Source organism: Streptococcus pseudopneumoniae (genome assembly GCF_001070815.1).
Classification (GTDB): domain Bacteria; phylum Bacillota; class Bacilli; order Lactobacillales; family Streptococcaceae; genus Streptococcus; species Streptococcus pseudopneumoniae_P.
In genome coordinates, this window is the sequence record NZ_JVLX01000058.1 from 74685 (window position 1) to 99062 (window position 24378).

Sequence of the window (24378 nt, forward strand, 5' to 3'; positions counted from 1 at the left end):
TGGAAAGTGAGAGAAGATGATTTCAAAGAGATTAGAATTAGTGGCTTCCTTTGTGCCACAGGGAGCCATTTTACTAGATGTGGGGAGTGACCATGCTTATCTGCCTATCGAGTTGGTCGAAAGAGGACAAATCAAAAGTGCCATTGCAGGTGAGGTTGTAGAAGGTCCCTACCAGTCCGCGGTTAAAAATGTTGAAAGTCACGGGTTAAAGGAGAAAATCCAAGTCCGTTTAGCAAATGGCTTGGCAGCCTTTGAAGAGGCAGATAAGGTATCGGTCATTACCATTGCTGGTATGGGTGGTCGTTTGATTGCCAGGATTTTAGAAGAAGGCTTGGACGAGTTAGCTAATGTAGAGCGTTTAATCCTCCAACCCAATAATCGTGAAGACGACTTGCGTATCTGGCTACAAGAGAACGAATTTCAGATTGTAGCTGAAAGTATCTTAGAAGAGGCTGGCAAGTTTTACGAGATTTTGGTGGTGGAAGCAGGACAAATGAAGCTATCAGCTAGTGATGTTCGCTTTGGTCCCTTCTTGTCCAAAGAGGTCAGTCCAGTCTTTGTCCAAAAATGGCAAAAAGAAGCTGTTAAGCTAGAGTTTGCCCTCGGACAAATCCCAGAAAAAAATCTGGAAGAACGTCAAGTTCTAGTAGATAAAATTCAAGCCATCAAGGAGGTTCTCCATGTTAGCAAGTGAAGTGATTAATGCGTATGAAGCCTTTTGCCCTCAGGAATTTTCCATGGAGGGAGACAGTCGTGGTCTGCAAATTGGTACTTTAGACAAGGATATCCAAAGGGTCATGGTGGCTCTCGATATTCGTGAAGAAACGGTGGTTGAAGCCATTGAAAAGGGTGTAGACTTGATTATTGTCAAGCATGCGCCGATTTTCCGTCCCATCAAGGATTTGGTAGCTAGCCGTCCACAAAATCAGATTTACATTGATTTGATAAAGCATGACATCGCAGTTTATGTCAGCCATACCAATATTGACATCGTTGAAAATGGCCTCAATGATTGGTTCTGTCAGATGCTAGGTATCGAGGAAACGACTTATCTGCAGGAGACAGGTCCTGAACGTGGAATTGGACGTATTGGGAATGTTCAGCCTCAGACATTTGGGAAATTGGCCCAGAATGTCAAGCAAGTCTTTGGTCTAGATAGTCTTCGAATGGTGCATTATCAAGAGAGCGATTTGCAGAAGCCTATTTCAAGAGTGGCCATCTGTGGTGGAAGTGGGCAGTCATTCTATAAGGATGCTTTGGCAAAGGGGGCAGATGTCTATATCACTGGTGATATTTACTACCACACTGCCCAGGATATGTTGTCTGATGGGTTACTGGCATTGGACCCAGGTCACTATATTGAAGTGCTTTTTGTGGAAAAAATTTCTGCACTCCTTACTCAATGGAAGGCTGAAAATGGCTGGACAATTGATATTGTACCTAGTCAAGCATCGACCAATCCTTTCCACCATATCTAGTTAGAAAGTGAAAACAATGAAAAAAGTTGCCATTATTGGAGCAGGAATTGTGGGAGCAACAGCTGCCTACTACCTCTCTAAAGAAAGTGACCTAGAAGTAACCGTCTTTGACCATGGACAAGGTCAGGCTACCAAGGCCGCAGCGGGAATTATCAGTCCTTGGTTTTCCAAACGTCGCAATAAAGCCTGGTACAAAATGGCGCGCTTGGGGGCTGACTTTTATGTGGATTTGTTGGCTGATTTAGTGAAGTCAGGGAAAGAAATTGACTTTTACCAGCGTTCGGGAGTCTTTCTCCTGAAAAAGGATAAAACTAAGTTGGAAGAACTCTATCAACTAGCCCTCCAGCGTAGAGAAGAATCTCCTTTGATAGGCCGGTTAGCCATTCTGGACCAAGCATCAGCTAACGAATTATTCCCTGGTTTGCAGGGATTTGACCGTCTGCTCTATGCTTCTGGTGGAGCGAGAGTAGATGGTCAACTCTTGGTGACTCGTTTGCTAGAAGCCAGTCAGGTCAAGCTGGTCAAAGAAAAAGTGAGTCTGACACCTTTAACATCGGGTTACCAGATTGACGAAGAGGTGTTTGATCAGGTTATTTTGGCGACGGGAGCTTGGTTGGGACATCTGTTAGAGCCTTTAGGTTATGAAGTAGATGTTCGTCCCCAAAAGGGGCAACTCCGAGATTATCAGCTGGCCCAAGACATGGAAGCTTACCCTGTTGTTATGCCAGAAGGGGAGTGGGATTTGATTCCTTTTGCAGGTGGGAAATTGTCCTTAGGTGCTACTCATGAAAATGACATGGGATTTGATTTGACGGTAGATGAAACCTTACTCCAACAAATGGAGGAGGACGCCTTGCCTCACTACCCAACCTTGGCTAAGGCGATTTCTAGAGCTGAGCGTGTGGGAATCCGTGCCTATACCAGTGATTTCTCACCTTTCTTTGGGCAAGTACCTGGCTTAGCAGGTGTCTATGCTGCTAGTGGACTAGGTTCATCAGGTCTCACAACGGGTCCTATCATTGGCTACCATCTAGCTCAACTGATTCAAGGCAAGGAGTTGACCTTGGACCCTCTAAACTACCCAATTGAAAACTATGTCAAACGAGTAAAAAGCGAATAATACTCAATGAAAATCAAAGAACAAACTAGGAAACTAGCTGCAGGCTGCTCAAAGCACTGCTTTGAGGTTGTGGATAGAACTGACGAAGTCAGCTCAAAGCACTGCTTTGAGGTTGTGGATAGAACTGACGAAGTCAGTAACATATATATGGCAAGGCGACGTTGACGTGGTTTGAAGAGATTTTCGAAGAGTATAAGCATTTTACTGAAATTTTATCCTACCCTCTAGGATGGCAAATGACATTCCCTATCAAAAATGGTAAAATAAGAAAAAATAATCCGAGAATCGAGGAAAGAAGATGCAAGAAAAGATTTTAGTAACGGGCGGAGCAGGTTTTATCGGAACCCACACTGTTATTGAGTTAATCCAAGCAGGTCATCAGGTTGTTGTGGTGGATAACCTTGTGAATAGTAACAGAAAAAGTTTAGAAGTTGTTGAAAGAATCACAGGAGTTGAAATTCCGTTTTATGAGGCAGATATCCGTGATACAGATACTCTTCGTGATATTTTCAAGCAAGAAGAACCAACAGGGGTCATTCACTTTGCTGGTTTGAAGGCTGTTGGTGAATCTACCCGTATTCCTCTTGCCTACTATGACAACAATATCGCTGGAACTGTTAGTCTTTTGAAGGTCATGGAAGAAAACAACTGTAAAAACATTATTTTCAGTTCTTCTGCGACAGTTTACGGAGATCCTCATACAGTGCCAATCTTGGAAGATTTCCCACTTTCAGTGACCAATCCATATGGCCGCACCAAGCTTATGCTAGAGGAAATTTTAACGGATATCTACAAGGCAGACTCAGAATGGAATGTGGTCTTACTTCGTTACTTCAACCCAATCGGAGCCCATGAGAGTGGTGATTTGGGAGAAAATCCAAACGGTATTCCAAACAACCTCTTGCCATATGTGACGCAAGTAGCCGTTGGAAAATTAGAGCAAGTGCAAGTGTTTGGAGACGATTACGATACAGAAGATGGAACTGGTGTTCGTGACTATATCCACGTTGTCGATTTGGCCAAAGGTCACGTTGCAGCTCTGAAAAAAATCCAAAAAGGTTCAGGTCTAAACGTTTATAACCTTGGAACAGGTAAAGGCTACTCAGTTCTTGAAATTATCCAAAATATGGAAAAAGCAGTGGGACGACCAATTCCTTACCGCATTGTCGACCGTCGCCCAGGGGATATCGCAGCCTGCTATTCAGATCCTGCAAAAGCCAAAGCAGAACTGGGCTGGGAAGCAGAACTCGGCATCACCCAAATGTGTGAAGACGCATGGCGTTGGCAAAGCAAGCATCCAAATGGATTTGAAGACTAAGATGGTGATATCAATCATTGTCCCCTGTTTAAACGAAGAGGAAGTACTTCCTCTTTTTTATCAGGCTTTGGAAGCTTTACTTCCAGATTTGGAAACAGAAATCGAGTATGTCTTTGTCGACGATGGATCAAGTGATGGGACCTTGGAACTCTTAAAGACCTATCGGGAGCAAAATCCGGCAGTTCATTATATTTCTTTCTCGCGAAATTTCGGCAAAGAAGCAGCCCTTTATGCAGGCTTGCAATATGCGACAGGAGATCTAGTGGTGGTGATGGATGCAGACCTCCAAGATCCTCCTAGTATGTTGCTAGAGATGAAAGCCTTACTAGACCAGAATGCAGACTTGGACTGTGTTGGAACACGCAGAACCAGTCGAGGGGGAGAACCCTTCTTTCGCAGTCTCTATGCTAATCTTTTTTATCGTCTTATGCAAAAAATTAGTCCAGTAGCCTTGCCGTCAGGTGTCCGTGATTTTCGCATGATGAGAAGATCTGTAGTCGATGCTATTTTAGCTTTGACCGAGTCCAATCGTTTTTCAAAGGGGCTCTTTGCCTGGGTGGGTTTTAAAACCCACTATCTGGACTATCCAAATGTCGAAAGGCAGGCTGGCAAGACCAGTTGGAGTTTTAGGCAACTCTTTTTCTACTCCATTGAAGGGATTGTTAATTTTTCAGATTTTCCCTTGATTATCGCCTTTGTGGCAGGTCTCCTATCTTGTTTTATTTCTCTACTTATGACCTTTTTTGTTGTGGTTCGGACCCTCATTTTGGGCAATCCGACATCAGGTTGGACCTCTCTGATGGCTGTTATTCTCTTTCTCGGAGGGATTCAACTCTTGACCATTGGGATTCTCGGCAAGTATATCAGTAAGATTTATCTAGAGACTAAAAAAAGACCACTTTATCTCGTCAAAGAAAAAAGTGACCTTCCTGATCTTACAGAAAAAAATAAAGAGAAAAGACTATAATTTTGCATGGAAATATGCTAAACTAGAAGGAGTGGAACGTTCTTATCGATGTTAGAGTTAATCTTTAATCAAGGCACGTGTCGGACAGTTTCTAACAGCTTCTACGACGTCCTGACTAGGAGAGATTTCTTTTTCTAGTTGGTCAGGGTCATCGTAAAAACGCACGATTCCATTATCGTGGTAATCAAATAATTCAGAATAAGTTTGGCAAAGCCCACAGGCAATGCAACGTTCAGGTATAAGTGTGATTTTCATATTTATATTGTAATAAGAAAAGTAAAAAAAAACAAGGAGTAAGGTATGGCAAAAGAACCGTGGCAAGAAGATATTTATGAGAATCAAGAAGAAACAAGATCAGAACGTCGTAAGAGAGAACAAGGTGGAGGAGTGCTGGCTAATCGTATCTTGACTATTTTAGCAAGTATTTTCTTTGTGATTGTAGTTGTGATGATTATTGTTCTTATCTATCTTTCATCGGGTGGGAGTAATCGCACAGCAGCCTTGAAAGATTTTCACGATTCAGATACAAAAGTAGAGCAAGTTTCTTCTACTTCTAGTAGTAGTTCAGAGCAGGCATCTTCTAGTTCAGAGGAGAAGGTAGAAGAGTCATCTAGTAGCTCAGAACATCCAAATGATCCAGAAGGGACTACAAAAGTTATGGCTGGAGAAGGAGAAGCAGCCATTGCCGCTCGTGCAGGAATCTCGATTGCTCAGTTAGAGGCTTTGAATCCTGGGCATATGGCTACAGGATCTTGGTTTGCTAATCCAGGTGATGTTGTCAAAATCAAATAGGAGTTGATATGAAAACAATTCAAATTGCTATTGACGGTCCTGCTTCGAGTGGTAAGAGTACAGTCGCAAAGATTATTGCCAAGGATTTTGGTTATACCTACCTCGATACAGGTGCCATGTATCGTGCAGCGACTTATATGGCTCTTAAAAACCAGTTAGGAGTAGAAGAAGTTGAAGCACTTCTAACCTTGTTAGACCAGCATCCAATCAGTTTTGGACGCTCAGAAACTGGGGAACAGCTTGTTTTTGTAGGAGATGTGGATATTACTCATCCTATCCGTGAAAATGAAGTGACGAATCATGTTTCTGCTATTGCAGCAATTCCTGAGGTTCGTGAGAAACTAGTTTCCCTCCAACAAGAGATTGCCCAGCAAGGTGGGATTGTCATGGACGGTCGCGATATCGGGACTGTTGTATTGCCACAAGCAGAATTGAAAATTTTCCTAGTAGCCTCTGTTGATGAAAGAGCAGAGCGTCGTTACAAGGAAAATATTGCCAAGGGAATTGAAACAGATCTTGAAACTTTAAAAGAGGAGATTGCTGCGCGTGACTACAAGGATAGCCATCGTGAGACTTCACCTCTCAAACAAGCAGAGGATGCTGTCTACCTTGACACAACTGGTTTGAACATTCAAGAAGTAGTTGAAAAAATCAAAGCAGAAGCTGAAAAAAGAATGTAAATGTAGAAAAGCCGATAGATTGATATCGGTTTTTTTCTAAATTTGTCAAAATACTAATTTTAAGGTATAATAGTTGCTGTTCGAGAAATTTTGATTTTCAAAGAATAGTGAATGATGATAAGGAGAAACCATGAACAACCTACCAAATTGCCCACAATGTAACTCAGAGTATGTCTACGAAGACGGTGCCCTACTGGTTTGCCCAGAGTGCGCTCATGAGTGGAATCCTGCTGAAGTTGCAGAAGTAGAAGAAGGTCTTGTCGCTATCGATGCCAACGGAAATAAATTGGCTGACGGTGATACAGTAACCCTCATCAAGGACTTGAAAGTAAAAGGTGCGCCAAAAGATTTGAAACAAGGAACGCGTGTGAAAAATATTCGCATCGTAGAAGGCGACCACAATATCGACTGTAAAATCGATGGCTTTGGTGCCATGAAACTCAAATCAGAGTTTGTGAAGAAAATTTAAGCATGTCAAAGCACTATAAACTAGTATTTTATAGCCGTATCTTCTTGTTTCTAGCGGCTTTTACGGGAGTTTATCTTGAAATCGCCAAGCATGGTGGATTTGGGATGCTTCTCTATTATACGGTTTTGTCAAATCTTTTAGTAGCGATTTTTACGCTCTATCTCCTAAAGGTTATGAGCCGTTTAGGTGAAAACTGGCAAAGACCAAGTCTCTTGCGCTTAAAAGGTGGGGTTACCATGAGTATCATGATTACCTGTGTGATTTACCATTTCCTCTTAGCGCCCATTGCGACTAATTTCTATACTCTGGAAAATTTCCTTTGCCACTATATCGTTCCCCTCTGGTTTTTAGCGGATACCCTCTTTTTTGACAAACAGGGTCAATACAAGATTTGGGATCCAGTTGTGTGGACGATTTTACCCTTGCTGTATATGATTTTTGCTCTTTTTAATGGCTTGGTACTGAAACTTGATGTTCCTAATTCTAAGGTCAGTCCCTTCCCTTACTTCTTTTTGAATGTAAACAAGGGTTGGGATGTCGTGTTTAAGTGGTGTCTGATTATCTTTGTTGCCTATATGGTGGCAGGATTTATCTTCTACTTTATCAAGCAAATCAAGAGAAAGTCATCCTAATACTCTTCGAAAATCAAATTCAAACCACGTCAGTTTCGCCTTGCCGTACTCAAGTACAGCCTGCGGCTATCTTCCTAGTTTGCTCTTTGATTTTCATTGAGTATAAGACACAAGGGATTCATTTTCGAGTTTAAGAAGGAGTCTATACACCAAAGAGACTTCTTCTTTTCTTGCTTGATAACCATCAAAAAATAGAAGATTAAGAGAAATATAGAAAGAGATTTCATGAAACAATTTTTAGAACGGGTCAGTATTTTGGCTCTCTCCCTCGTTTTGATTACCTCCTTTTCGATTTCAAGTGCTCTACCAGCTATGTTTGACTATTATCAAGGTTATCCTAAGGAACAAATTGAGCTCTTAGCGAGCTTGCCATCCTTTGGAATCATGATTATGTTATTACTAAATGGTTTCTTAGAAAAAATATTCCCTGAGCGCTTACAGATTAGTTTGGGCTTGTTGATTTTATCACTGAGTGGAACGGCTCCCTTCTGGTATCAGGCCTATCCTTTTGTCTTTGGAACACGGATTCTTTTTGGTTTGGGTGTTGGGATGATCAATGCCAAGGCCATTTCCATTATTAGTGAACGCTATCAAGGAAAAACGCGCATTCAGATGTTAGGACTACGCGGTTCTGCAGAGGTCGTAGGAGCTTCTCTCATTACCTTGGCAGTCGGTCAGTTGTTGGCCTTTGGTTGGACAGCTACCTTCTTGGCCTATAGTGCTGGATTTTTGGTGCTGACCCTTTATCTGCTCTTTGTCCCTTATGGAAAAGAAAAGAAAGAAGTCAAGAAAAAAGCGAAGGAAGCAAGTCGTTTAACTCGTGAAATGAAAGGCTTGATTTTTACCCTAGCTATCGAAGCGGCAGTTGTAGTTTGTACCAATACAGCTATTACCATCCGTATTCCAAGTTTGATGGTGGAAAGAGGGCTTGGAGATGCCCAGTTATCTAGTTTTGTTCTTAGTGTCATGCAGTTAATCGGGATTGTGGCTGGTGTAAGTTTTTCTTTCCTGATTTCAATATTTAAAGAGAAACTGCTCCTCTGGTCTGGTATTACCTTCGGCTTAGGGCAAATCGTGATTGCCTTGTCTCCATCCTTGTGGGTGGTAGTGGCAGGGAGTATTCTGGCTGGTTTTGCCTATAGTGTCGCCTTGACGACGGTCTTTCAACTTGTCTCTGAACGAATTCCAGCTAAACTCCTCAATCAAGCAACTTCATTTGCTGTATTAGGCTGTAGTTTCGGAGCCTTTACAACCCCATTTGTTCTAGGTGCAATTGGCTTACTAACTCACAATGGTATGTTGGTCTTTGCTATCTTAGGATCTTGGTTAATTGTAACCTCTATCTTTGTCATGTACCTACTTCAAAAGAGAGCTTAGGATTGGTTTCCTAAGTTTTTCTTTCGGGATTTTTGTACCCAGACAATATTTATTTTAGACCCTTGTTTACAGATTATTTTCTTGATAAAATAGAAGTTATGACGAGATATAAAGCAACTATTTCCTATGATGGTTACGCCTTTGCTGGTTTTCAGCGCCAGCCTCATGCGCGTAGCGTTCAGGAAGAAATTGAAAAAACCTTGACTAGGTTAAATAAAGGGCAAGCCATTACTGTTCACGGTGCTGGTAGGACAGATAGTGGGGTTCATGCTCTGGGACAGGTTATTCATTTTGATCTACCTTATCAGATGGATGAGGAGAAGCTCCGTTTTGCTTTGGACACCCAGTCTCCTGAAGATATTGATGTGATTTCGATTGAGCTTGTGGCGGATGATTTTCATTGCCGTTATGCCAAGCATAGCAAGACCTATGAGTTTATCGTGGATAGAGGACGTCCCAAAAATCCTATGCGCCGTCACTATGCCACCCACTTTCCTTATCCGCTTGATGTGGAACGGATGCGGGAGGCTATCAAAAAATTAGAAGGCACTCATGATTTCACCGGCTTTACAGCATCTGGGACTAGTGTAGAGGATAAGGTTCGCACCATCACAGAAGCTAGTTTAACAGTTGATGAGACAGGTCAGTTTTTGACCTTTACCTTTTCAGGAAATGGTTTCTTGTATAAGCAGATTCGCAATATGGTGGGGACACTACTCAAAATCGGCAATAACCGCATGCTAGTAGAGCAGATTGACCTCATCTTGGAGAAGAAGGACAGGCAACTTGCAGGTCCCACTGCAGCACCAAATGGTTTATATTTAAAGGAGATTCGTTATGAAGAATAATCGCATTTTAGCACTTTCTGGAAATGATATTTTTAGTGGTGGTGGTTTGTCCGCGGATTTGGCTACTTATACCTTGAACGGCTTGCATGGCTTTGTAGCAGTGACTTGTTTGACAGCCTTGACAGAAAAAGGATTTGAAGTCTTTCCAACTGACGATACCATTTTTCAACATGAATTAGATAGCTTGCGTGATGTGGAGTTTGGGGGAATTAAGATTGGTCTTCTCCCTACTGTCAGTGTGGCTGAGAAGGCATTGGACTTTATCAAACAACGTCCAGGAGTGCCTGTGGTATTGGATCCTGTCTTGGTCTGCAAGGAAACGCACGACGTAGCAGTTAGTGAACTCTGCCAAGAGTTGATTCGCTTTTTCCCTCATGTCAGCGTGATTACGCCTAACCTTCCAGAAGCAGAATTATTAGCTGGTCAGGAAATTAAAACCTTGGAAGATATGAAGGTTGCAGCTCAGAAATTGCATGACTTAGGCGCGCCAGCAGTCATTATCAAGGGAGGCAATCGCCTTAGTCAGGACAAGGCTGTAGATGTCTTTTATGATGGACAAAACTTTACAGTCCTAGAAAATCCTGTCATTCAAGGGCAAAATGCTGGCGCAGGTTGTACCTTTGCCTCTAGCATTGCCAGTCACCTGGTCAAAGGTGATGAACTTTTACCAGCAGTAGAAAGTTCTAAGGCTTTCGTTTTTCGTGCTATTGCACAAGCAGATCAGTATGGAGTAAGACAATATGAAGCAGACAAAAACAACTAAAATCGCCCTTGTATCTCTATTAACCGCCCTTTCTGTGGTTCTAGGTTATTTCTTAAAAATCCCAACACCGACAGGAATTCTAACTCTTTTAGATGCGGGTGTCTTCTTCGCGGCCTTTTACTTTGGTAGTCGTGAAGGAGCTGTAGTCGGGGGATTAGCAGGTTTCTTGATTGATCTCTTATCAGGCTACCCTCAGTGGATGTTCTTTAGCTTGGTCAACCATGGCTTGCAGGGATTTTTTGCAGGATTTAAAGGGAAAACTCAGTGGTTAGGCCTTATCTTAGCAACTATTGCCATGGTAGGGGGTTACGCCTTGGGTTCTACATTGATGAATGGCTGGGCTGCAGCCCTACCAGAAATTCTGACAAATTTCATGCAAAATATGGTAGGGATGATTGTAGGATTTATTCTTAGTCAAAGTATCAAGAAGATTAAGTAAAGAGGCTGAGTCAAAAGTCTTTCAAATAAGAAAAACGCATAATATCAGGTGTTGAAAAACCTTGATAGTATGCGTTTTATTGTGGGAAGATTTTATACTCTTCAAAAATATCTTCAAACCTCGTCAACATCGCCTTGCCTTAGATATGGTTACTGACTTCATCAGTCTTATCTACAACCTCAAAACAGTGTTTTGAGCAACCTGCGGCTAGTTTCCTAGTTTGCTCTTTGATTTTCATTGAGTATTAGATGAATATTAATCAAAATAAAGCAAGTCTTTGCTGGTGCTTGTAAAGAGGTCAAAGCCATCCTTGGTAACAACACCACAGTCTTCAATACGGACACCAACTTTACCAGGGATATAGATGCCTGGTTCAACAGAGAAGCACATGCCTTCTTCGATGACCATGTCGTTTCCTTCCATGATAGATGGGAATTCGTGGACATCCATACCGATACCGTGACCGAGACGGTGGTTGAAGTACTCGCCGTAACCAGCTTTTTCGATGACCTCACGGGCAGCGCGGTCCACTTCATGGGCAGTCACACCTGGCTTGATAAAGTCAAGAGCAGCTTGTTGGGCTTCAAGAGTCAAGTTATAGATATCTTTCTTGAATTGGTCTGGTTTACCAACAGCGACTGTACGAGTCATATCTGACGCATAACCGTTGACCAGAACACCGAGGTCAAAGAGGAGAAGAGCATCATTTTCAACCTTATTAGCTGCTGGGATGCCGTGCGGATTTGCAGCATTATCACCAGTCAAGACCATGGTATCAAAGCTCATTTCATAGCCTTCACGCTTCATAGCAAAGTCGATTTGGGCGATGATATCTGTCTCCGTCTTATCAAGAGAAATATTGTCAAAACCAACCTTAACTGCCTTGTCCGCATAGAGACCTGCAACCATCATTTTTTGCACTTCATCAGCTGATTTGATGAGGCGCATGCGTTGGATGAGAGGAGTGAGGTTTTCAAACTCGGCTGTTTCAAAAACGGTTTTTAAACCATGATATTTTGTCAAGATGAGGTTGTCAAACTCAACAGCGACACGTTTGAAGTCAAGTTGTGGAAGAGCATGTTTCATTTTTTGCCATGGATTTTCAGAATCCACATAGCCCACAACTGGGAAGAAAACAGTGCTGCTTGCACGCTCAACCTCAAGGGCTGGGACAAAGAGGAGAGGTTCCTGATCTGCTAGGACAAAAAGGAACATTTGGCGTTCATGGGGATCACTGTAAAAGCCAGTGAGGTAATTGATTGTGACGGGGTCAGATACGACAGCGACGTCTAGTTTTTCTGATTCAAGATATGTTACGATTTGTTGTAATTTAGACATATGCTACCTTCTTTCTACCCCTCTATTTTGGCAAAAAATGAGAGAAAATGCAAGGGAGAAGGGTAAAAGAAAAGACAAAAAGAACTCCGACAAGATAACGGAGTTCTTTGATATAGTTTCACTGTGTTTAAGAAAACTCAGCCTTACTTTTGACGTCGCTATATTCTTCAGCGATTTCTTGACTGAGGATGTCCTCATAGGCAGGTAGTTGGATATCCTGACCGTATTTCTTCTTGAGGGCAGTAGTGACTAGGCGATAAGCCAGATTGGCATTACGAGAGAGGATAGGCCCGTGGAAGTAGGAACCAAAAACATTCTTGTAATGAACCCCTTCGCCGACCTTTTCTTCGTTGTTTCCATTTCCATAGACAACCTGCCCCAGCGGTTTTTGGTCATCTGAGAGGAAGGTACGGCCCTGATGATTCTCAAATCCATAGTAGGTTTCATTGAAATCTTCATTATGAATCTTGATGTCCCCGATAAAACGGTTATTGGTCTGGTTGAGCGTGTAGTGGCCCATGACCCCTAGTCCTTCGATGCGTCTCCCTGAAGCTTCAACATAATATTGACCCAATAGTTGGAAACCACCGCAGATAGCCAGAACCACACCGTCATTTTGGATGTAGTTGTCAATGCTCTCTTTTTTAGCAGGTAGGTCGTCCGCAATAATACTTTGTTCAAAGTCTTGACCGCCACCGAAAAAGGCAATGTCGTAGTGATTTTCATCAAAGTCATCATGGAGAGAAACGATGTCAACGGTCACATGGGCTCCCAGTTTTTCAGCCACATACTTGAGCATGAGGATGTTTCCATTGTCCCCGTAGGTATTCATGAGGTTCCCATAGAGGTGGGCAATGTTGAGCTGATAGGGGTAATTGCCAGCTTTTGAGGAAAGTGAAGTATAAACCATTAGTTCATCTCCTTTCTAACAATCTGACGACTAGCCAGCAGTTCGCGGAATTCCAGCATAGCAGTATAAGTTGCTAGGATATAGGCATGCTTACAGTCTTGGTTCTCAATGGTTTTAAGAACTTGTTCCAGACTACTTGTTTCAGTGATTTTATCAGCTGGATAGCCTGTTACTCGTAGACGACGTGCAATTTCAGAATGGCGAACACCGCCAGCGTTGATTTCGGGAATGTCCATGTCAGTGATTTGTTCAAAATCAGCATCCCAGATCCAGCTGGTGTCAATTCCATCTGCATAGTTGGCATTTAGGAGTACAGATAGGCTAAATGGATAAGGAGCTAGTTTAATCATCTCGATAGCTTGGGTCGCACCGACTGGATTTTTAATCAAGACGAGGGTGCATTCCTTGTCACCGATATGGAAGGTTTCTTGGCGTCCAAAGACTGCACGGCTCTTGTCAAATCCCTGCTTGATGAGTTGTGGATTTGCACCAAGGAAACGGGCGATAGCAACTGCAGCTAGGGCGTTGTAGATATTGTAGAGACCACCGATTTGAATACCGTATTCTTGTCCGTCAATGACAAAGCGAGAGCGATTGTTGGTCAACTCAACTAGTTCTGTCAAGCGATAGTTGAGATCAGGACGTTTGCAGCCACAATTTTCACAGATATAGGCCCCCAAGTTGGCATAGGTATTGTGCTCATATTTGAGGATGCCTTGGCAGTCAGGACAGAGAATTCCTTCTGTATTGTAGTGAGCTTCTCGAGCGGGTCCTTTTTCTAAGTCAAAACCAAAATACTGTACAGGATTTGGAATAGCTGGCTTGTAGAAAAGTGGACTGTCTCCATTAAGGAGAACAGTAGCCGTAGGCGCCTTACGAATGGCATCCAAAATCATCTTGTAAGTTGTGTAAATTTCACCATAGCGGTCCATCTGGTCACGGAAGATATTCGTGATGACAAAAAGGCTTGGCTGGATATAGTCACAGATACGAGATAGACTGGCTTCGTCGATTTCTAGGACGGCAATATTTTTCCCAGTTTTAGAAGATTTGGCTGTTAAGAAGGTTGTCGCAATTCCTGTAATCATGTTGGCACCGCTTGGGTTGGTCAGAACTTGACCATAAACCTCTTTTAAAATGCCGACAGTGAGGGCAGTTGTCAGGGTTTTCCCGTTGGTTCCAGTGACCACGACAATCTCGTAGTTCTTAGCTAGATTTTGTAAAATATCTTTATCAAATTGAAGGGCAAGTTTTCCTGGGAGCGTACTTCCACGGCCAAGATGGCTCAAAACGAAGTGGGAAGAACGCCCAGCAAGAAGGCCCAAAGTAGTTTTTAATTTCATGTTTCTATTATATCATAAAAGAGGGAAAAGACAGATTTGATACTCAATGAAAATCAAAGAGCAAACTAGGAAGCTAGTCGTAGGTTGCTCAAAGCACTGCTTTGAGGTTGTAGATAGAACTGACGAAGTCAGTAACATATATACGGCAAGGTGAAGCTGACGTGGTTTGAAGAGATTTTCGAAGAGTATGAGATTTCGCAGAAATGAAAACAGCCCTCAGAGGGCTGTTCGATACGATTAAATCTCAACTTAAATCGCAAACAAGTCATTCAAGTTCTCAGCCAAGGTTGGGTGAGTGAAGATTTGTTTTGTGAAGTAAGTGTAAGGAATCTTGTTGTCCATAGCAACAGTGATGATGTTGATGATTTCTTGAGAACCTTCTGAGAAGATGCTTGCTCCAAGAATTTCTTTTGTTTCAGTATTAACAACAGCTTTGAAAGCTCCGCGAAGGTCTCCGTTTACGTGACCACGAGGCATTGCTGCAACAGGGATTTCCTTAACGGCGTATGGAAGTTTCAAATCAGCTGCTTGGCTTTCAGTCAAACCAACTTGTGAAAGGGCAGGTGTGATAAACATGGTGTTTGGTACATTGAGACGGTCTTCAAGTGTGTAACTGCCATCTCCAGCAAGGTAGCTGTAAACAACACGGAAGTCATCAAGTGAAATGTAAGTAAATTGAAGGCCACCGTTGACATCTCCAACTGCAAAGACACCAGGAACGTTTGTTTGACAATGTTTGTCTACTTTAATAGCACCACGTTCAGTTAGTTCAATATCTGTATTTTCAAGTTGAAGTGGTTCTACATTTGGTTTGCGTCCAGTTGCGTAAAGAAGGGCATCGAAACGGTAAGTTTCGTTTTCAGTCACAACGAGCACTTGGTCACCGTCGTTTTTAATTTCAGTAGTACGGATGTTTTGAAGCAATTCAATACCGTCTTCTTCCATGTATTGTTTAGCAAGAGCTGCGATGGAAGGTTCTGCACGAGGTAGGAATGTATCCAAGGCATCTAGGACTGTGACCTTGCTTCCAAGTTTGTTGTAAAGGCCGGCAAATTCAAGACCGATATTTCCACCACCAAGGACTCCAAGGTTTTCAGGTAATTTGTCCAAGTTTTGGATACCTGTTGAGTCAAAGACGTTTTTGCTTGTAGCAAGTCCAGGGATTGGCAAGACGTTTGAAACAGCACCAGTGTTGATGACGATTGTTTCAGCAGTCAGTTCTTTCTTTTCATCACCAGCTTGGATTTCGATGACTTTATTTGAAAGGAAGTGAGCTTCCGCATCAAAGATATCTACGCCTGTACCAGCAACAGTCGCATAGTTTTTACCGTTGAGGCGACCAGTGATAGTGTTTTTGGTAGCAATGACTTCTTCAAAAGATAAGTCCTTCTCAGCAGCAACTAGCAAGGTTTTAGTTGGAATACATCCGATGTTGATACAAGTTCCACCGTACATAGCTTTGCTACGTTCAACGAGGGCAACTTTTTTGCCAGCTGAAGCCAATTTACCAGCTAGTGTTTTACCAGCTTTACCAAATCCGATAACGATTAAATCATAAGTTAACATTTAGAGTTCCTCCTATTCGAATTTCATTCTAGCATAAGAAAAAAACTTTTGCACAATTCTGCTACGCTTTAAAAAAGTTTATGAAATAGTTGAAATTATAGCCTTACTTTCTCAGAAAAATCGTTTACATGAGTTTATCGATGGATTGGGCTATCTTTTGCTTCTCTCTTGTGTTATACTAGATAAGTTGCAAAGAAAACAGTACTTTTCTTTTGTGGAAAAGAAGCAACACGATTTTATATCCAGTATATGAAAATACGTCATAAAAAGAAAAGTATAAACTAAGCCCTATAGGGTGGCTTCGCACCACCTTTAGAAAGAAGAATAACGTGAAATTTAATGAATTAAACTTGTCTGCTGATTTGCTAGCAGAGATTGAAAAAGCTGGTTTTGTAGAAGCCAGTCCGATCCAAGAACAAACCATTCCTTTGGCCCTTGAAGGCAAGGATGTTATCGGTCAAGCACAGACTGGTACAGGGAAAACAGCAGCATTTGGCTTGCCTACCCTTGAAAAAATCCGTACAGAAGAAGCGACCATCCAAGCCTTGGTTATCGCTCCAACTCGTGAACTAGCTGTCCAAAGTCAAGAAGAACTCTTCCGTTTTGGTCGTAGTAAGGGAGTCAAAGTCCGCTCAGTATATGGCGGATCAAGCATTGAAAAACAAATTAAGGCTCTTAAATCTGGTGCCCATATCGTGGTGGGAACACCAGGTCGCCTCTTGGACTTGATTAAACGCAAGGCCTTGAAATTACAAGATATTGAAACTCTTATCCTTGACGAAGCGGATGAAATGCTCAACATGGGCTTCCTTGAAGATATCGAAGCTATCATTTCTCGTGTCCCTGAAAGCCGTCAAACCTTACTTTTCTCAGCAACTATGCCAGATGCTATCAAACGTATTGGTGTTCAATTTATGAAAGAACCTGAGCATGTGAAGATTGCTGCTAAGGAATTGACCACAGAATTGGTTGACCAATACTACATCCGAGTTAAAGAACAAGAAAAATTTGACACCATGACTCGTCTTATGGATGTGGAACAGCCTGAACTTGCTATCGTATTTGGGCGCACAAAACGCCGTGTAGATGAATTGACTCGTGGTTTGAAAATCCGTGGCTTCCGTGCAGAAGGAATTCATGGAGACCTAGATCAAAACAAACGTCTTCGTGTCCTTCGTGACTTTAAAAATGGCAATCTTGATGTTTTGGTTGCGACAGACGTTGCAGCGCGTGGCTTGGATATTTCAGGTGTGACCCATGTCTATAACTACGATATTCCACAAGATCCTGAAAGTTATGTTCACCGTATCGGTCGTACAGGTCGTGCTGGTAAGTCAGGTCAGTCTATTACCTTCGTTTCACCAAATGAAATGGGCTACCTTCAAATCATTGAAAACTTGACTAAGAAACGCATGAAAGGTCTCAAACCTGCAAGTGCAGAAGAAGCCTTCCAAGCTAAAAAACACGTAGCTCTCAAGAAAATCGAACGTGATTTTGCAGATGAGACTATCCGTGCCAACTTTGAGAAATTTGGTAAGGATGCTCGTAAGCTGGCTGCCGAATTTACTCCAGAAGAATTGGCAATGTATATCTTGAGTCTGACTGTTCAAGATCCAGATAGCCTTCCTGAGGTAGAGATTGCACGTGAAAAACCACTGCCATTTAAACCATCAGGTAATGGCTTCGGTGGTAAAGCTAAGGGAGGTCGTGGAGGCCGTCGTGGGGATGACCGTCGAGACCGTGATCGCCGTGGCAATGGTCGTCGTGATGATTTCAAAAAAGGAAGTCGTGGCAATGATCGTTTTGATAAGGAAAAACGTTACCGTAAGGATAATAAAAAACCACGTAATACTTCAAGCGAAAAGCAAACAGGCTTTGTTATTCGTAACAAGGGCGATAAATAAGAAAAAGCGGTTCAAAATGAATCGCTTTTTTATATAAGGAGACCGAATGGAAAAGAAAGATAAATAAAATAGATATATTATCTTCTTGTAATATTATAATACACAAAAATAGGGAGCTTGTCAATAGAAAAGAAGCAATTTAATTAAAAATATTCTTGTTTTTTCAAATTGCAATTAAATAAGCAATTTTCAGATAATAATTGAAAATTCAAGCTGTTTATGTTATAATGATAGCGATTAAATTCGAGGTGAAAAATGGCACATTTATTAGAAAAAACTAGAAAAATTACTTCTATCCTGAAGCGCTCAGAGGAGCAGTTGCAGGAAGAACTTCCATACAATGCGATTACCCGTCAATTGGCAGATATTATTGACTGTAACGCCTGTATCGTTAATAGCAAGGGACGTCTCCTTGGCTATTTTATGCGTTACAAAACCAATACAGATCGTGTAGAGCAATTCTTCCAAACTAAAATTTTCCCGGATGACTACATTCAAGGTGCGAACATGATTTACGATACAGAAGCCAATCTGACAGTTGATCATGATTTAAGTATTTTTCCTGTGGAAAGTCGTGCCGACTTTCCAGATGGTTTGACGACTATAGCACCGATTCATGTATCAGGGATTCGACTTGGTTCTTTGATTATTTGGCGCAATGATAAAAAATTCGAAGACGAGGACTTGATTCTTGTTGAGATTGCGAGTACCGTTGTTGGGATTCAACTCCTTAATTTCCAGCGTGAAGAAGATGAGAAAAATATCCGCCGCCGTACTGCTGTTACCATGGCGGTTAATACCCTTTCTTACTCCGAACTCCGTGCTGTTTCAGCAATTTTAGGGGAATTAAATGGAAATGAAGGGCAGTTGACTGCGTCAGTGATTGCAGATCGTATCGGAATCACTCGCTCTGTGATTGTCAATGCCCTTCGTAAACTTGAGTCTGCAGGGATTATTGAAAGTCGCTCACTTGGAATGAAGGGAACCTATCTTAAGGTCTTGATTTCAGATATTTTTGAAGAAGTGAAGAAAAGAGATTACTAATGACTAAGGCTTTGATTTCGATTGATTATACAGAAGATTTTGTTGCTGATAGTGGGAAGCTGACAGCAGGTGCTCCAGCTCAGGCAATTTCAGAAGCCATTAGCAAAGTGACTCGATTAGCTTTTGAACGAGGAGACTACATCTTCTTTACCATTGATGCTCATGAAGAAAACGATTGTTTTCATCCAGAAAGCAAGCTGTTTCCTCCTCACAATTTGATTGGGACTAGTGGACGGAATTTATACGGAGATTTGGGGACATTTTATCAAGAGCATGGTTCAGACAGTCGTGTCTTTTGGATGGATAAACGCCATTACTCAGCTTTTTCAGGGACTGACCTGGATATCCGTTTGAGAGAGCGTCGAATTTCTACAGTTATTTTAACCGGAGTCTTGACGGATATCTGTGTCCTGCATACAGCTATAGATGCCTATAATCTAGGATATGACATCGAGATTGTTAAACCAGCTGTTGCTTCCATCTGGTCTGAAAATCATCAATTTGCCCTAGGTCATTTCAAAAATACACTCGGAGCTAAGTTAATAGATGAAAATCTAAATGAAATTTCAGAGTAATTTGGTTGATGAAATGAAAAAAATTGAAAAAAAGTGTTGACAAGCATCCTAAAAGTTGATATACTAGTAAAGTAATCGACGCGGGGATGGCGGAATTGGCAGACGCGCAGGACTAAGGATCCTGTGACCGCTTTAGGTCGTGAGGGTTCAAGTCCCTCTCTCCGCATAGGATAAGAGTTAGCTTAAGCTAGCTCTTTTTTCATCTAATTCAAGTAGAGCAAAAAATTTTTGCTCTTTTTTTGTATTTCATAAACATTTCATATTTGGATTTTATAATAGTCTTACAAATATGGAGGTGACAAATGAATCCAATCCAAAGAGCTTGGGCTTATGTCAGCAGAAAACGACTGAGAAGTTTTATTTTATTTCTGATTTTATTGGTCCTATTGGCTGGAATTTCAGCCTGTTTGACTCTGATGAAGTCCAACAAAACAGTTGAAACCAATCTTTACAAATCACTCAATACCTCTTTTTCTATTAAGAAGATAGAAAATGGGCAGACTTTCAAGTTGTCAGACCTAGCATCTGTAAGCAAGATTAAGGGACTGGAAAATGTTTCTCCTGAACTCGAGATGGTCGCAAAACTAAAAGACAAGGAAGCAGTGAGTGGCGAGCAGAGTGTGGAGCGTGATGATTTGTCAGCTGCGGACAAGAACTTGGTTAGCTTAACGGCTCTTGAGGATTCATCCAAGGATGTCACCTTTACCAGTTCAGCTTTCAACTTAAAAGAAGGTCGACACCTTCAAAAAGGGGATTCAAAGAAAATCATCATCCACGAAGAATTGGCTAAGAAGAATAGTCTTTCCCTTCATGACAAGATTGCCTTAGATGCTGGTCAGTCAGAAGCTGGTAAAGGACAAACTGTCGAGTTTGAGATTGTCGGCATCTTTTCTGGTAAAAAACAAGAGAAATTTACAGGTTTGTCTTCTGACTTCAGTGAAAATCAAGTCTTTACAGACTATGAAAGTAGCCAAAGCCTTTTGGGAAATGGTGAATCTCTAGTCAGTGCAGCTCGCTTTTATGTAGAAAATCCTAAGGAAATGGACGGACTCATGAAGCAGGTAGAAAACTTGTCTTTGGAAAATCAAGGCTATCAAGTCGAAAAGGAAAACAAGGCTTTTGAACAAATCAAAGACTCAGTTGCAACTTTCCAAACCTTTCTGACCATTTTCCTTTATGGGATGTTGATAGCAGGAGCAGGAGCCTTAATTCTTGTTTTGTCTCTCTGGTTGAGAGAACGGGTCTACGAAGTGGGAATTTTACTTGCACTTGGAAAAGGCAAGAGCTCGATCTTCCTACAATTTTGTTTAGAGGTTGTTTTGGTGTCTCTCGGTGCTTTGCTTCCAGCATTTGTTGCAGGAAATGCAATCACATCTTACCTACTCCAAACCCTACTAGCAAGTGGAGATCAGGTAGCCTTACAAGACACGCTAACTAAAGCAAGTGGTTTATCAGCCAACATCCTATCTTTTGCAGAATCCTATGTTTTTCTAGTCCTGCTTAGTTGCTTATCTGTAGCTCTTTGTTTCCTATTCTTATTTAGAAAATCGCCTAAAGAAATTTTATCATCTATTAGTTAATACTCTTCGAAAATCAAATTGAAACCGCGTCAGCTTTATCTGCAACCTCAAAGCTGTGCTTTGAGCAACCTGAGGATAGCTTCCTAGTTTGATCTTTGATTTTCATTGAGTATAAGAAGGAGAAATCATGACTTTATTACAATTACAAGACCTTACCTACCGTTATAAGAACACTGCTGAGGCAGTTTTATATCAGATCAATTATAATTTTGAACCCGGGAAATTTTACAGTATCATTGGTGAGTCAGGAGCAGGAAAATCCACTCTCTTGTCCCTCCTTGCTGGTCTAGATAGTCCTGTTGAAGGTTCTATCCTTTTCCAAGGAGAGGACATTCGTAAGAAGGGCTATTCTTACCATCGCATGCACCATATTTCCTTGGTCTTTCAAAATTATAACTTGATAGATTATCTTTCTCCGCTGGAAAATATCCGCTTGGTCAACAAAAAAGCAAGCAAGGATACACTTCTTGAGCTTGGTTTGGATGAAAGTCAGATCAAGCGGAATGTTCTCCAGTTATCAGGTGGTCAACAGCAACGTGTGGCCATTGCGCGCAGTTTGGTATCAGAAGCTCCAGTTATTCTCGCGGATGAGCCAACGGGAAATCTGGACCCTAAAACTGCTGGAGATATTGTCGAACTGCTCAAATCACTTGCCCAGAAAACAGGTAAATGTGTCATCGTCGTCACCCACAGTAAAGAAGTGGCACAGGCGTCAGATATTACACTTGAATTGAAGGATAAGAAACTGACTGAAACTCGCAATACTACGAAATAATATGAGCTTTTTCTGTTCGAACTATAAAATAGAATAACATCTAGAAAGGGAACCTATGTTACACAACGCATTTGCTTATGTTACAAGGAAGTTTTTCAAATCGATTGTCATCTTCCTGATTATTCTCCTCATGGCGAGCTTGAGTTTGGTTGGCTTGTCAATCAAGGGAGCTACTGCCAAGGCTTCTCAGGAGACCTTTAAAAATATCACCAACAGCTTCTCCATGCAAATCAATCGTCGCGTCAATCAAGGAACGCCACGTGGTGCTGGGAATATCAAGGGTGAAGATATCAAAAAAATCACCGAAAACAAGGCCATTGAGTCTTATGTTAAACGCATCAACGCTATTGGGGATTTGACTGGCTATGAACTCATCGAAACGCCAGATACCAAGAAAAATCTGACACCTGACCGTGCCAAACATTTTGGAAGTAGCTTGATGATTACAGGTGTCAATGACTCCTCTAAAGAAGACAAGTTTGTCTCTGGTTCTTATAAGTTGGTCGAAGGTGAGCACTTAACAAACGACGACAAGGACAAGATCCTCCTGCACAAGGACTTGGCAGCCAAACACGGCTGGAAAGTAGGGGACAAGGTCAAACTAGACTCTAATATCTACGATGCAGACAATGAAAAAGGTGCCAAGGAAACAGTTGAAGTGACAATCAAGGGGCTCTTTGATGGTCATAATAAGTCGGCAGTAACCTACTCACAAGAACTATACGAAAACACAGCTATCACAGACATCCATACGGCGGCTAAACTATATGGTTATACAGAAGAAACGGCTATTTATGGGGACGCAACCTTCTTTGTAACAGCGGATAAGAACTTGGATGATGTTATGAAAGAGTTGAATGGCATCAGTGGTATCAACTGGAAGAGCTACACACTTGTGAAGAGCTCATCTAACTACCCAGCTCTTGAGCAATCCATCTCTGGTATGTACAAGATGGCCAACCTCCTCTTCTGGGGTAGCTTGAGCTTCTCAGTCCTTCTCCTTGCCCTCTTACTCAGCCTTTGGATCAATGCCCGTCGCAAGGAAGTGGGTATTCTCCTCTCTATTGGTCTCAAGCAGGCAAGTATCTTGGGGCAATTCATCACTGAATCCATCTTGATTGCCATCCCTGCTCTTGTTTCTGCTTACTTCTTAGCTACTTACACAGCGCGTGCAATCGGAAATACTGTTCTTGCCAATGTCACTTCAGGTGTTGCCAAGCAAGCCAGCAAGGCTGCTCAAGCCTCTAACCTTGGTGGTGGTGCAGAAGTAGATGGCTTTAGCAAGACCTTGTCGAGCCTAGACATTTCCATTCAGACATCAGACTTTATCATCGTCTTTGTCCTTGCCTTGGTTCTGGTGGTGGCCGTCATGGCGCTTGCTTCAAGCAATCTCCTTAGAAAACAACCAAAAGAGCTTCTGCTGGATAGCGAATAAGTTTGAAAAAATTAGTCTGGAAATAGAGACAGCATCTTGTTTTTCTATTCAAGAACGGTGGATAGAGAATGGCTATTTAACAATTCAAAATAGAACCGAAAGCAGTGGTGAAAATCATTGCTTTCAGTTGCTTTCTTTGTACTTTAGTGTTTAAATATGATATACTAAAGCTATGGAATTTATTAGAAAGGGGTTTCGTAACTTATATATGGAATTGTGCATAAAAATCTATAGAAATCTTATCTTGAAAATAGATAGATAAATCTGTAGAAGCCGACCCATATCGCAAACATAGGCTAGTAGACCTAGGTAGGGTCTACTTTGGAAAATATAGAATAGTGAGGAAAAATAAACATTATGAGACAAACAAATGTTAGAGGAAGCTTGTCCCTACGTGGCTTTAGAAAATTGAGAACTGGTGCAATTGTTGCGACAGGTGTCATTTTGCTAGGTCTGGGCTTTTTAGCTCCAACTGTGTCAGCCAGTGAACAAGATGGTGTTTGGGTAGCCAGAACAGTTGCAGAAGTAAAAGCTGATATTCAAAATATAAACAATTTATCACACTACACAATTAAGTGGGGAGATACACTGAGTGCTATTAGTGGGGCAACGGGGCTATCTGTTGATAGTTTGGTTGAGATAAATCGTATTGCAAATAGAGATTTGATTTTTGCTAATAATCAATTGTATTTTAGCGAAGAGGCTTTTCTAAAAGATGGAAATACAGAAGTAAAAAGACAGCAAGTGTCGATTGATAATTCTGGTAGCCGTCAAAGTTATGAAGTTGAAACAAAGACAGATACTGTAACTGGAGAGCAAACTACTACTGTTAAACAAACGACACCAGTAGTTGTGGAAACACCAGCAGTATCAGCACCGAAATCAGAAACCTCAGTCTCAGTTGCGCCAAAAGTGGAAGAGCCAGCGACTCCAGCGCCGAAAGCAGAGGAACCAGCGACACCGGCACCGAAAGCGGAAGAGCCAGTGACACCGGCACCGAAAGAAGAGACTCCATCGACACCAGC

General features: G+C 41.8%; 25 protein-coding genes and 1 tRNA gene (1 of these 26 cut by a window edge). 21 read left to right on the top strand and 5 right to left on the bottom strand.

Features of this window, described 5'->3' with window-relative positions; genetic code table 11:
* Nucleotides 1–16 precede the first annotated feature (16 nt).
* From ADG81_RS07165 to ADG81_RS07190, 5 genes are all read left to right on the top strand, one after another.
* Nucleotides 17–694: a tRNA (adenine(22)-N(1))-methyltransferase gene (locus ADG81_RS07165; RefSeq protein ID WP_049551332.1), complete on the top strand. Its 678-nt coding sequence runs from the start codon at nucleotides 17–19 to the stop codon at nucleotides 692–694.
* Entirely contained in the window at nucleotides 681–1478 is a 798-nt protein-coding gene (locus ADG81_RS07170) for a Nif3-like dinuclear metal center hexameric protein (RefSeq protein WP_049551333.1), read from the top strand. Before ADG81_RS07165 ends, ADG81_RS07170 begins: the two co-directional genes overlap by 14 nt.
* A 16-nt stretch (nucleotides 1479–1494) precedes the next feature.
* Complete coding sequence (locus tag ADG81_RS07175) at nucleotides 1495–2598, top strand: NAD(P)/FAD-dependent oxidoreductase (protein WP_049551334.1); 1104 nt, start codon at nucleotides 1495–1497, stop codon at nucleotides 2596–2598.
* A 298-nt stretch (nucleotides 2599–2896) separates the two neighbouring features.
* On the top strand, nucleotides 2897–3916 hold the full coding sequence (gene galE, locus ADG81_RS07185; protein ID WP_001156540.1) for a UDP-glucose 4-epimerase GalE: 1020 nt from the start codon (nucleotides 2897–2899) through the stop codon (nucleotides 3914–3916).
* A gap of 1 nt (nucleotide 3917) precedes the next feature.
* Nucleotides 3918–4883 carry a glycosyltransferase family 2 protein gene (locus tag ADG81_RS07190; protein ID WP_049551351.1) on the top strand — a complete coding sequence of 322 codons (966 nt, stop codon included), beginning with the start codon at nucleotides 3918–3920 and terminating at the stop codon, nucleotides 4881–4883.
* A 57-nt stretch (nucleotides 4884–4940) separates the two neighbouring features.
* On the opposite strand, the gene ADG81_RS09505 is transcribed toward ADG81_RS07190, so the two are convergent.
* Entirely contained in the window at nucleotides 4941–5138 is a 198-nt protein-coding gene (locus ADG81_RS09505) for a ferredoxin (protein ID WP_004235080.1), read from the bottom strand.
* Between the two features lie 45 nt (nucleotides 5139–5183).
* Here ADG81_RS09505 and ADG81_RS07195 point away from each other — a divergent pair, with 45 nt between their 5' ends.
* From ADG81_RS07195 to ADG81_RS07230, 8 genes are all read left to right on the top strand, one after another.
* Complete coding sequence (locus tag ADG81_RS07195) at nucleotides 5184–5675, top strand: SAG1386/EF1546 family surface-associated protein (RefSeq protein WP_001040918.1); 492 nt, start codon at nucleotides 5184–5186, stop codon at nucleotides 5673–5675.
* An 8-nt stretch (nucleotides 5676–5683) separates the two neighbouring features.
* Nucleotides 5684–6355, top strand: coding sequence for a (d)CMP kinase (cmk, locus tag ADG81_RS07200; RefSeq protein ID WP_049551335.1), 672 nt, complete (start codon nucleotides 5684–5686; stop codon nucleotides 6353–6355).
* A gap of 130 nt (nucleotides 6356–6485) precedes the next feature.
* Nucleotides 6486–6824 carry a zinc ribbon domain-containing protein YjdM gene (locus tag ADG81_RS07205; RefSeq protein ID WP_020903640.1) on the top strand — a complete coding sequence of 113 codons (339 nt, stop codon included), beginning with the start codon at nucleotides 6486–6488 and terminating at the stop codon, nucleotides 6822–6824.
* A 2-nt stretch (nucleotides 6825–6826) separates the two neighbouring features.
* Nucleotides 6827–7456, top strand: coding sequence for a Pr6Pr family membrane protein (locus ADG81_RS07210; RefSeq protein WP_000033944.1), 630 nt, complete (start codon nucleotides 6827–6829; stop codon nucleotides 7454–7456).
* Between the two features lie 225 nt (nucleotides 7457–7681).
* A complete protein-coding gene (locus ADG81_RS07215; RefSeq protein WP_049551336.1) occupies nucleotides 7682–8833 on the top strand; it encodes an MFS transporter in 1152 nt (383 codons plus the stop codon).
* A gap of 98 nt (nucleotides 8834–8931) precedes the next feature.
* Complete coding sequence (truA, locus tag ADG81_RS07220; RefSeq protein ID WP_049551337.1) at nucleotides 8932–9681, top strand: tRNA pseudouridine(38-40) synthase TruA; 750 nt, start codon at nucleotides 8932–8934, stop codon at nucleotides 9679–9681.
* Nucleotides 9671–10444, top strand: a complete 774-nt coding sequence (locus tag ADG81_RS07225; protein WP_049551338.1) for a bifunctional hydroxymethylpyrimidine kinase/phosphomethylpyrimidine kinase — start codon at nucleotides 9671–9673, stop codon at nucleotides 10442–10444. The genes truA and ADG81_RS07225 overlap by 11 nt, the downstream gene beginning before the upstream one ends.
* A complete protein-coding gene (locus ADG81_RS07230; RefSeq protein ID WP_049551339.1) occupies nucleotides 10422–10883 on the top strand; it encodes an ECF transporter S component in 462 nt (153 codons plus the stop codon). Before ADG81_RS07225 ends, ADG81_RS07230 begins: the two co-directional genes overlap by 23 nt.
* A 255-nt stretch (nucleotides 10884–11138) precedes the next feature.
* On the opposite strand, the gene ADG81_RS07235 is transcribed toward ADG81_RS07230, so the two are convergent.
* The 4 genes from ADG81_RS07235 to ADG81_RS07250 form a co-directional block, all read right to left on the bottom strand.
* Nucleotides 11139–12221 (bottom strand): M24 family metallopeptidase, encoded by a 1083-nt coding sequence (locus tag ADG81_RS07235; protein ID WP_049551340.1) that lies wholly within the window; start codon nucleotides 12219–12221, stop codon nucleotides 11139–11141.
* 127 nt (nucleotides 12222–12348) lie between these two features.
* Nucleotides 12349–13131: a lipid II isoglutaminyl synthase subunit GatD gene (gatD, locus tag ADG81_RS07240; RefSeq protein ID WP_049551341.1), complete on the bottom strand. Its 783-nt coding sequence runs from the start codon at nucleotides 13129–13131 to the stop codon at nucleotides 12349–12351.
* Nucleotides 13131–14474, bottom strand: coding sequence for a lipid II isoglutaminyl synthase subunit MurT (gene murT, locus ADG81_RS07245; protein ID WP_049551342.1), 1344 nt, complete (start codon nucleotides 14472–14474; stop codon nucleotides 13131–13133). The genes gatD and murT overlap by 1 nt, the downstream gene beginning before the upstream one ends.
* 249 nt (nucleotides 14475–14723) lie before the next feature.
* Nucleotides 14724–16040, bottom strand: coding sequence for an FAD-containing oxidoreductase (locus ADG81_RS07250; RefSeq protein ID WP_000958933.1), 1317 nt, complete (start codon nucleotides 16038–16040; stop codon nucleotides 14724–14726).
* 329 nt (nucleotides 16041–16369) lie between these two features.
* Here ADG81_RS07250 and ADG81_RS07255 point away from each other — a divergent pair, with 329 nt between their 5' ends.
* From ADG81_RS07255 to ADG81_RS07290, 8 genes are all read left to right on the top strand, one after another.
* A complete protein-coding gene (locus tag ADG81_RS07255) occupies nucleotides 16370–17944 on the top strand; it encodes a DEAD/DEAH box helicase (RefSeq protein WP_049551343.1) in 1575 nt (524 codons plus the stop codon).
* A gap of 255 nt (nucleotides 17945–18199) precedes the next feature.
* Nucleotides 18200–18988 carry a GTP-sensing pleiotropic transcriptional regulator CodY gene (codY, locus tag ADG81_RS07260; protein ID WP_000940738.1) on the top strand — a complete coding sequence of 263 codons (789 nt, stop codon included), beginning with the start codon at nucleotides 18200–18202 and terminating at the stop codon, nucleotides 18986–18988.
* Nucleotides 18988–19563 (top strand): cysteine hydrolase family protein, encoded by a 576-nt coding sequence (locus tag ADG81_RS07265; protein ID WP_049551344.1) that lies wholly within the window; start codon nucleotides 18988–18990, stop codon nucleotides 19561–19563. The genes codY and ADG81_RS07265 overlap by 1 nt, the downstream gene beginning before the upstream one ends.
* Before the next feature lie 80 nt (nucleotides 19564–19643).
* Nucleotides 19644–19729: transfer RNA gene (locus ADG81_RS07270), tRNA-Leu, on the top strand.
* A gap of 136 nt (nucleotides 19730–19865) precedes the next feature.
* Nucleotides 19866–21143, top strand: a complete 1278-nt coding sequence (locus tag ADG81_RS07275) for an ABC transporter permease (protein WP_049551345.1) — start codon at nucleotides 19866–19868, stop codon at nucleotides 21141–21143.
* Between the two features lie 127 nt (nucleotides 21144–21270).
* Nucleotides 21271–21918 carry an ABC transporter ATP-binding subunit Vex2 gene (gene vex2, locus ADG81_RS07280; RefSeq protein ID WP_000173725.1) on the top strand — a complete coding sequence of 216 codons (648 nt, stop codon included), beginning with the start codon at nucleotides 21271–21273 and terminating at the stop codon, nucleotides 21916–21918.
* A gap of 55 nt (nucleotides 21919–21973) precedes the next feature.
* Nucleotides 21974–23353: an ABC transporter permease subunit Vex3 gene (vex3, locus tag ADG81_RS07285; RefSeq protein ID WP_049551346.1), complete on the top strand. Its 1380-nt coding sequence runs from the start codon at nucleotides 21974–21976 to the stop codon at nucleotides 23351–23353.
* Between the two features lie 357 nt (nucleotides 23354–23710).
* The coding region annotated (locus ADG81_RS07290; RefSeq protein WP_049551347.1) for a LysM peptidoglycan-binding domain-containing protein crosses the window boundary (this coding region is incomplete at its 3' end): on the top strand, nucleotides 23711–24378 show 668 of its 803 nt. 135 nt of the annotated region lie beyond the right edge of the window.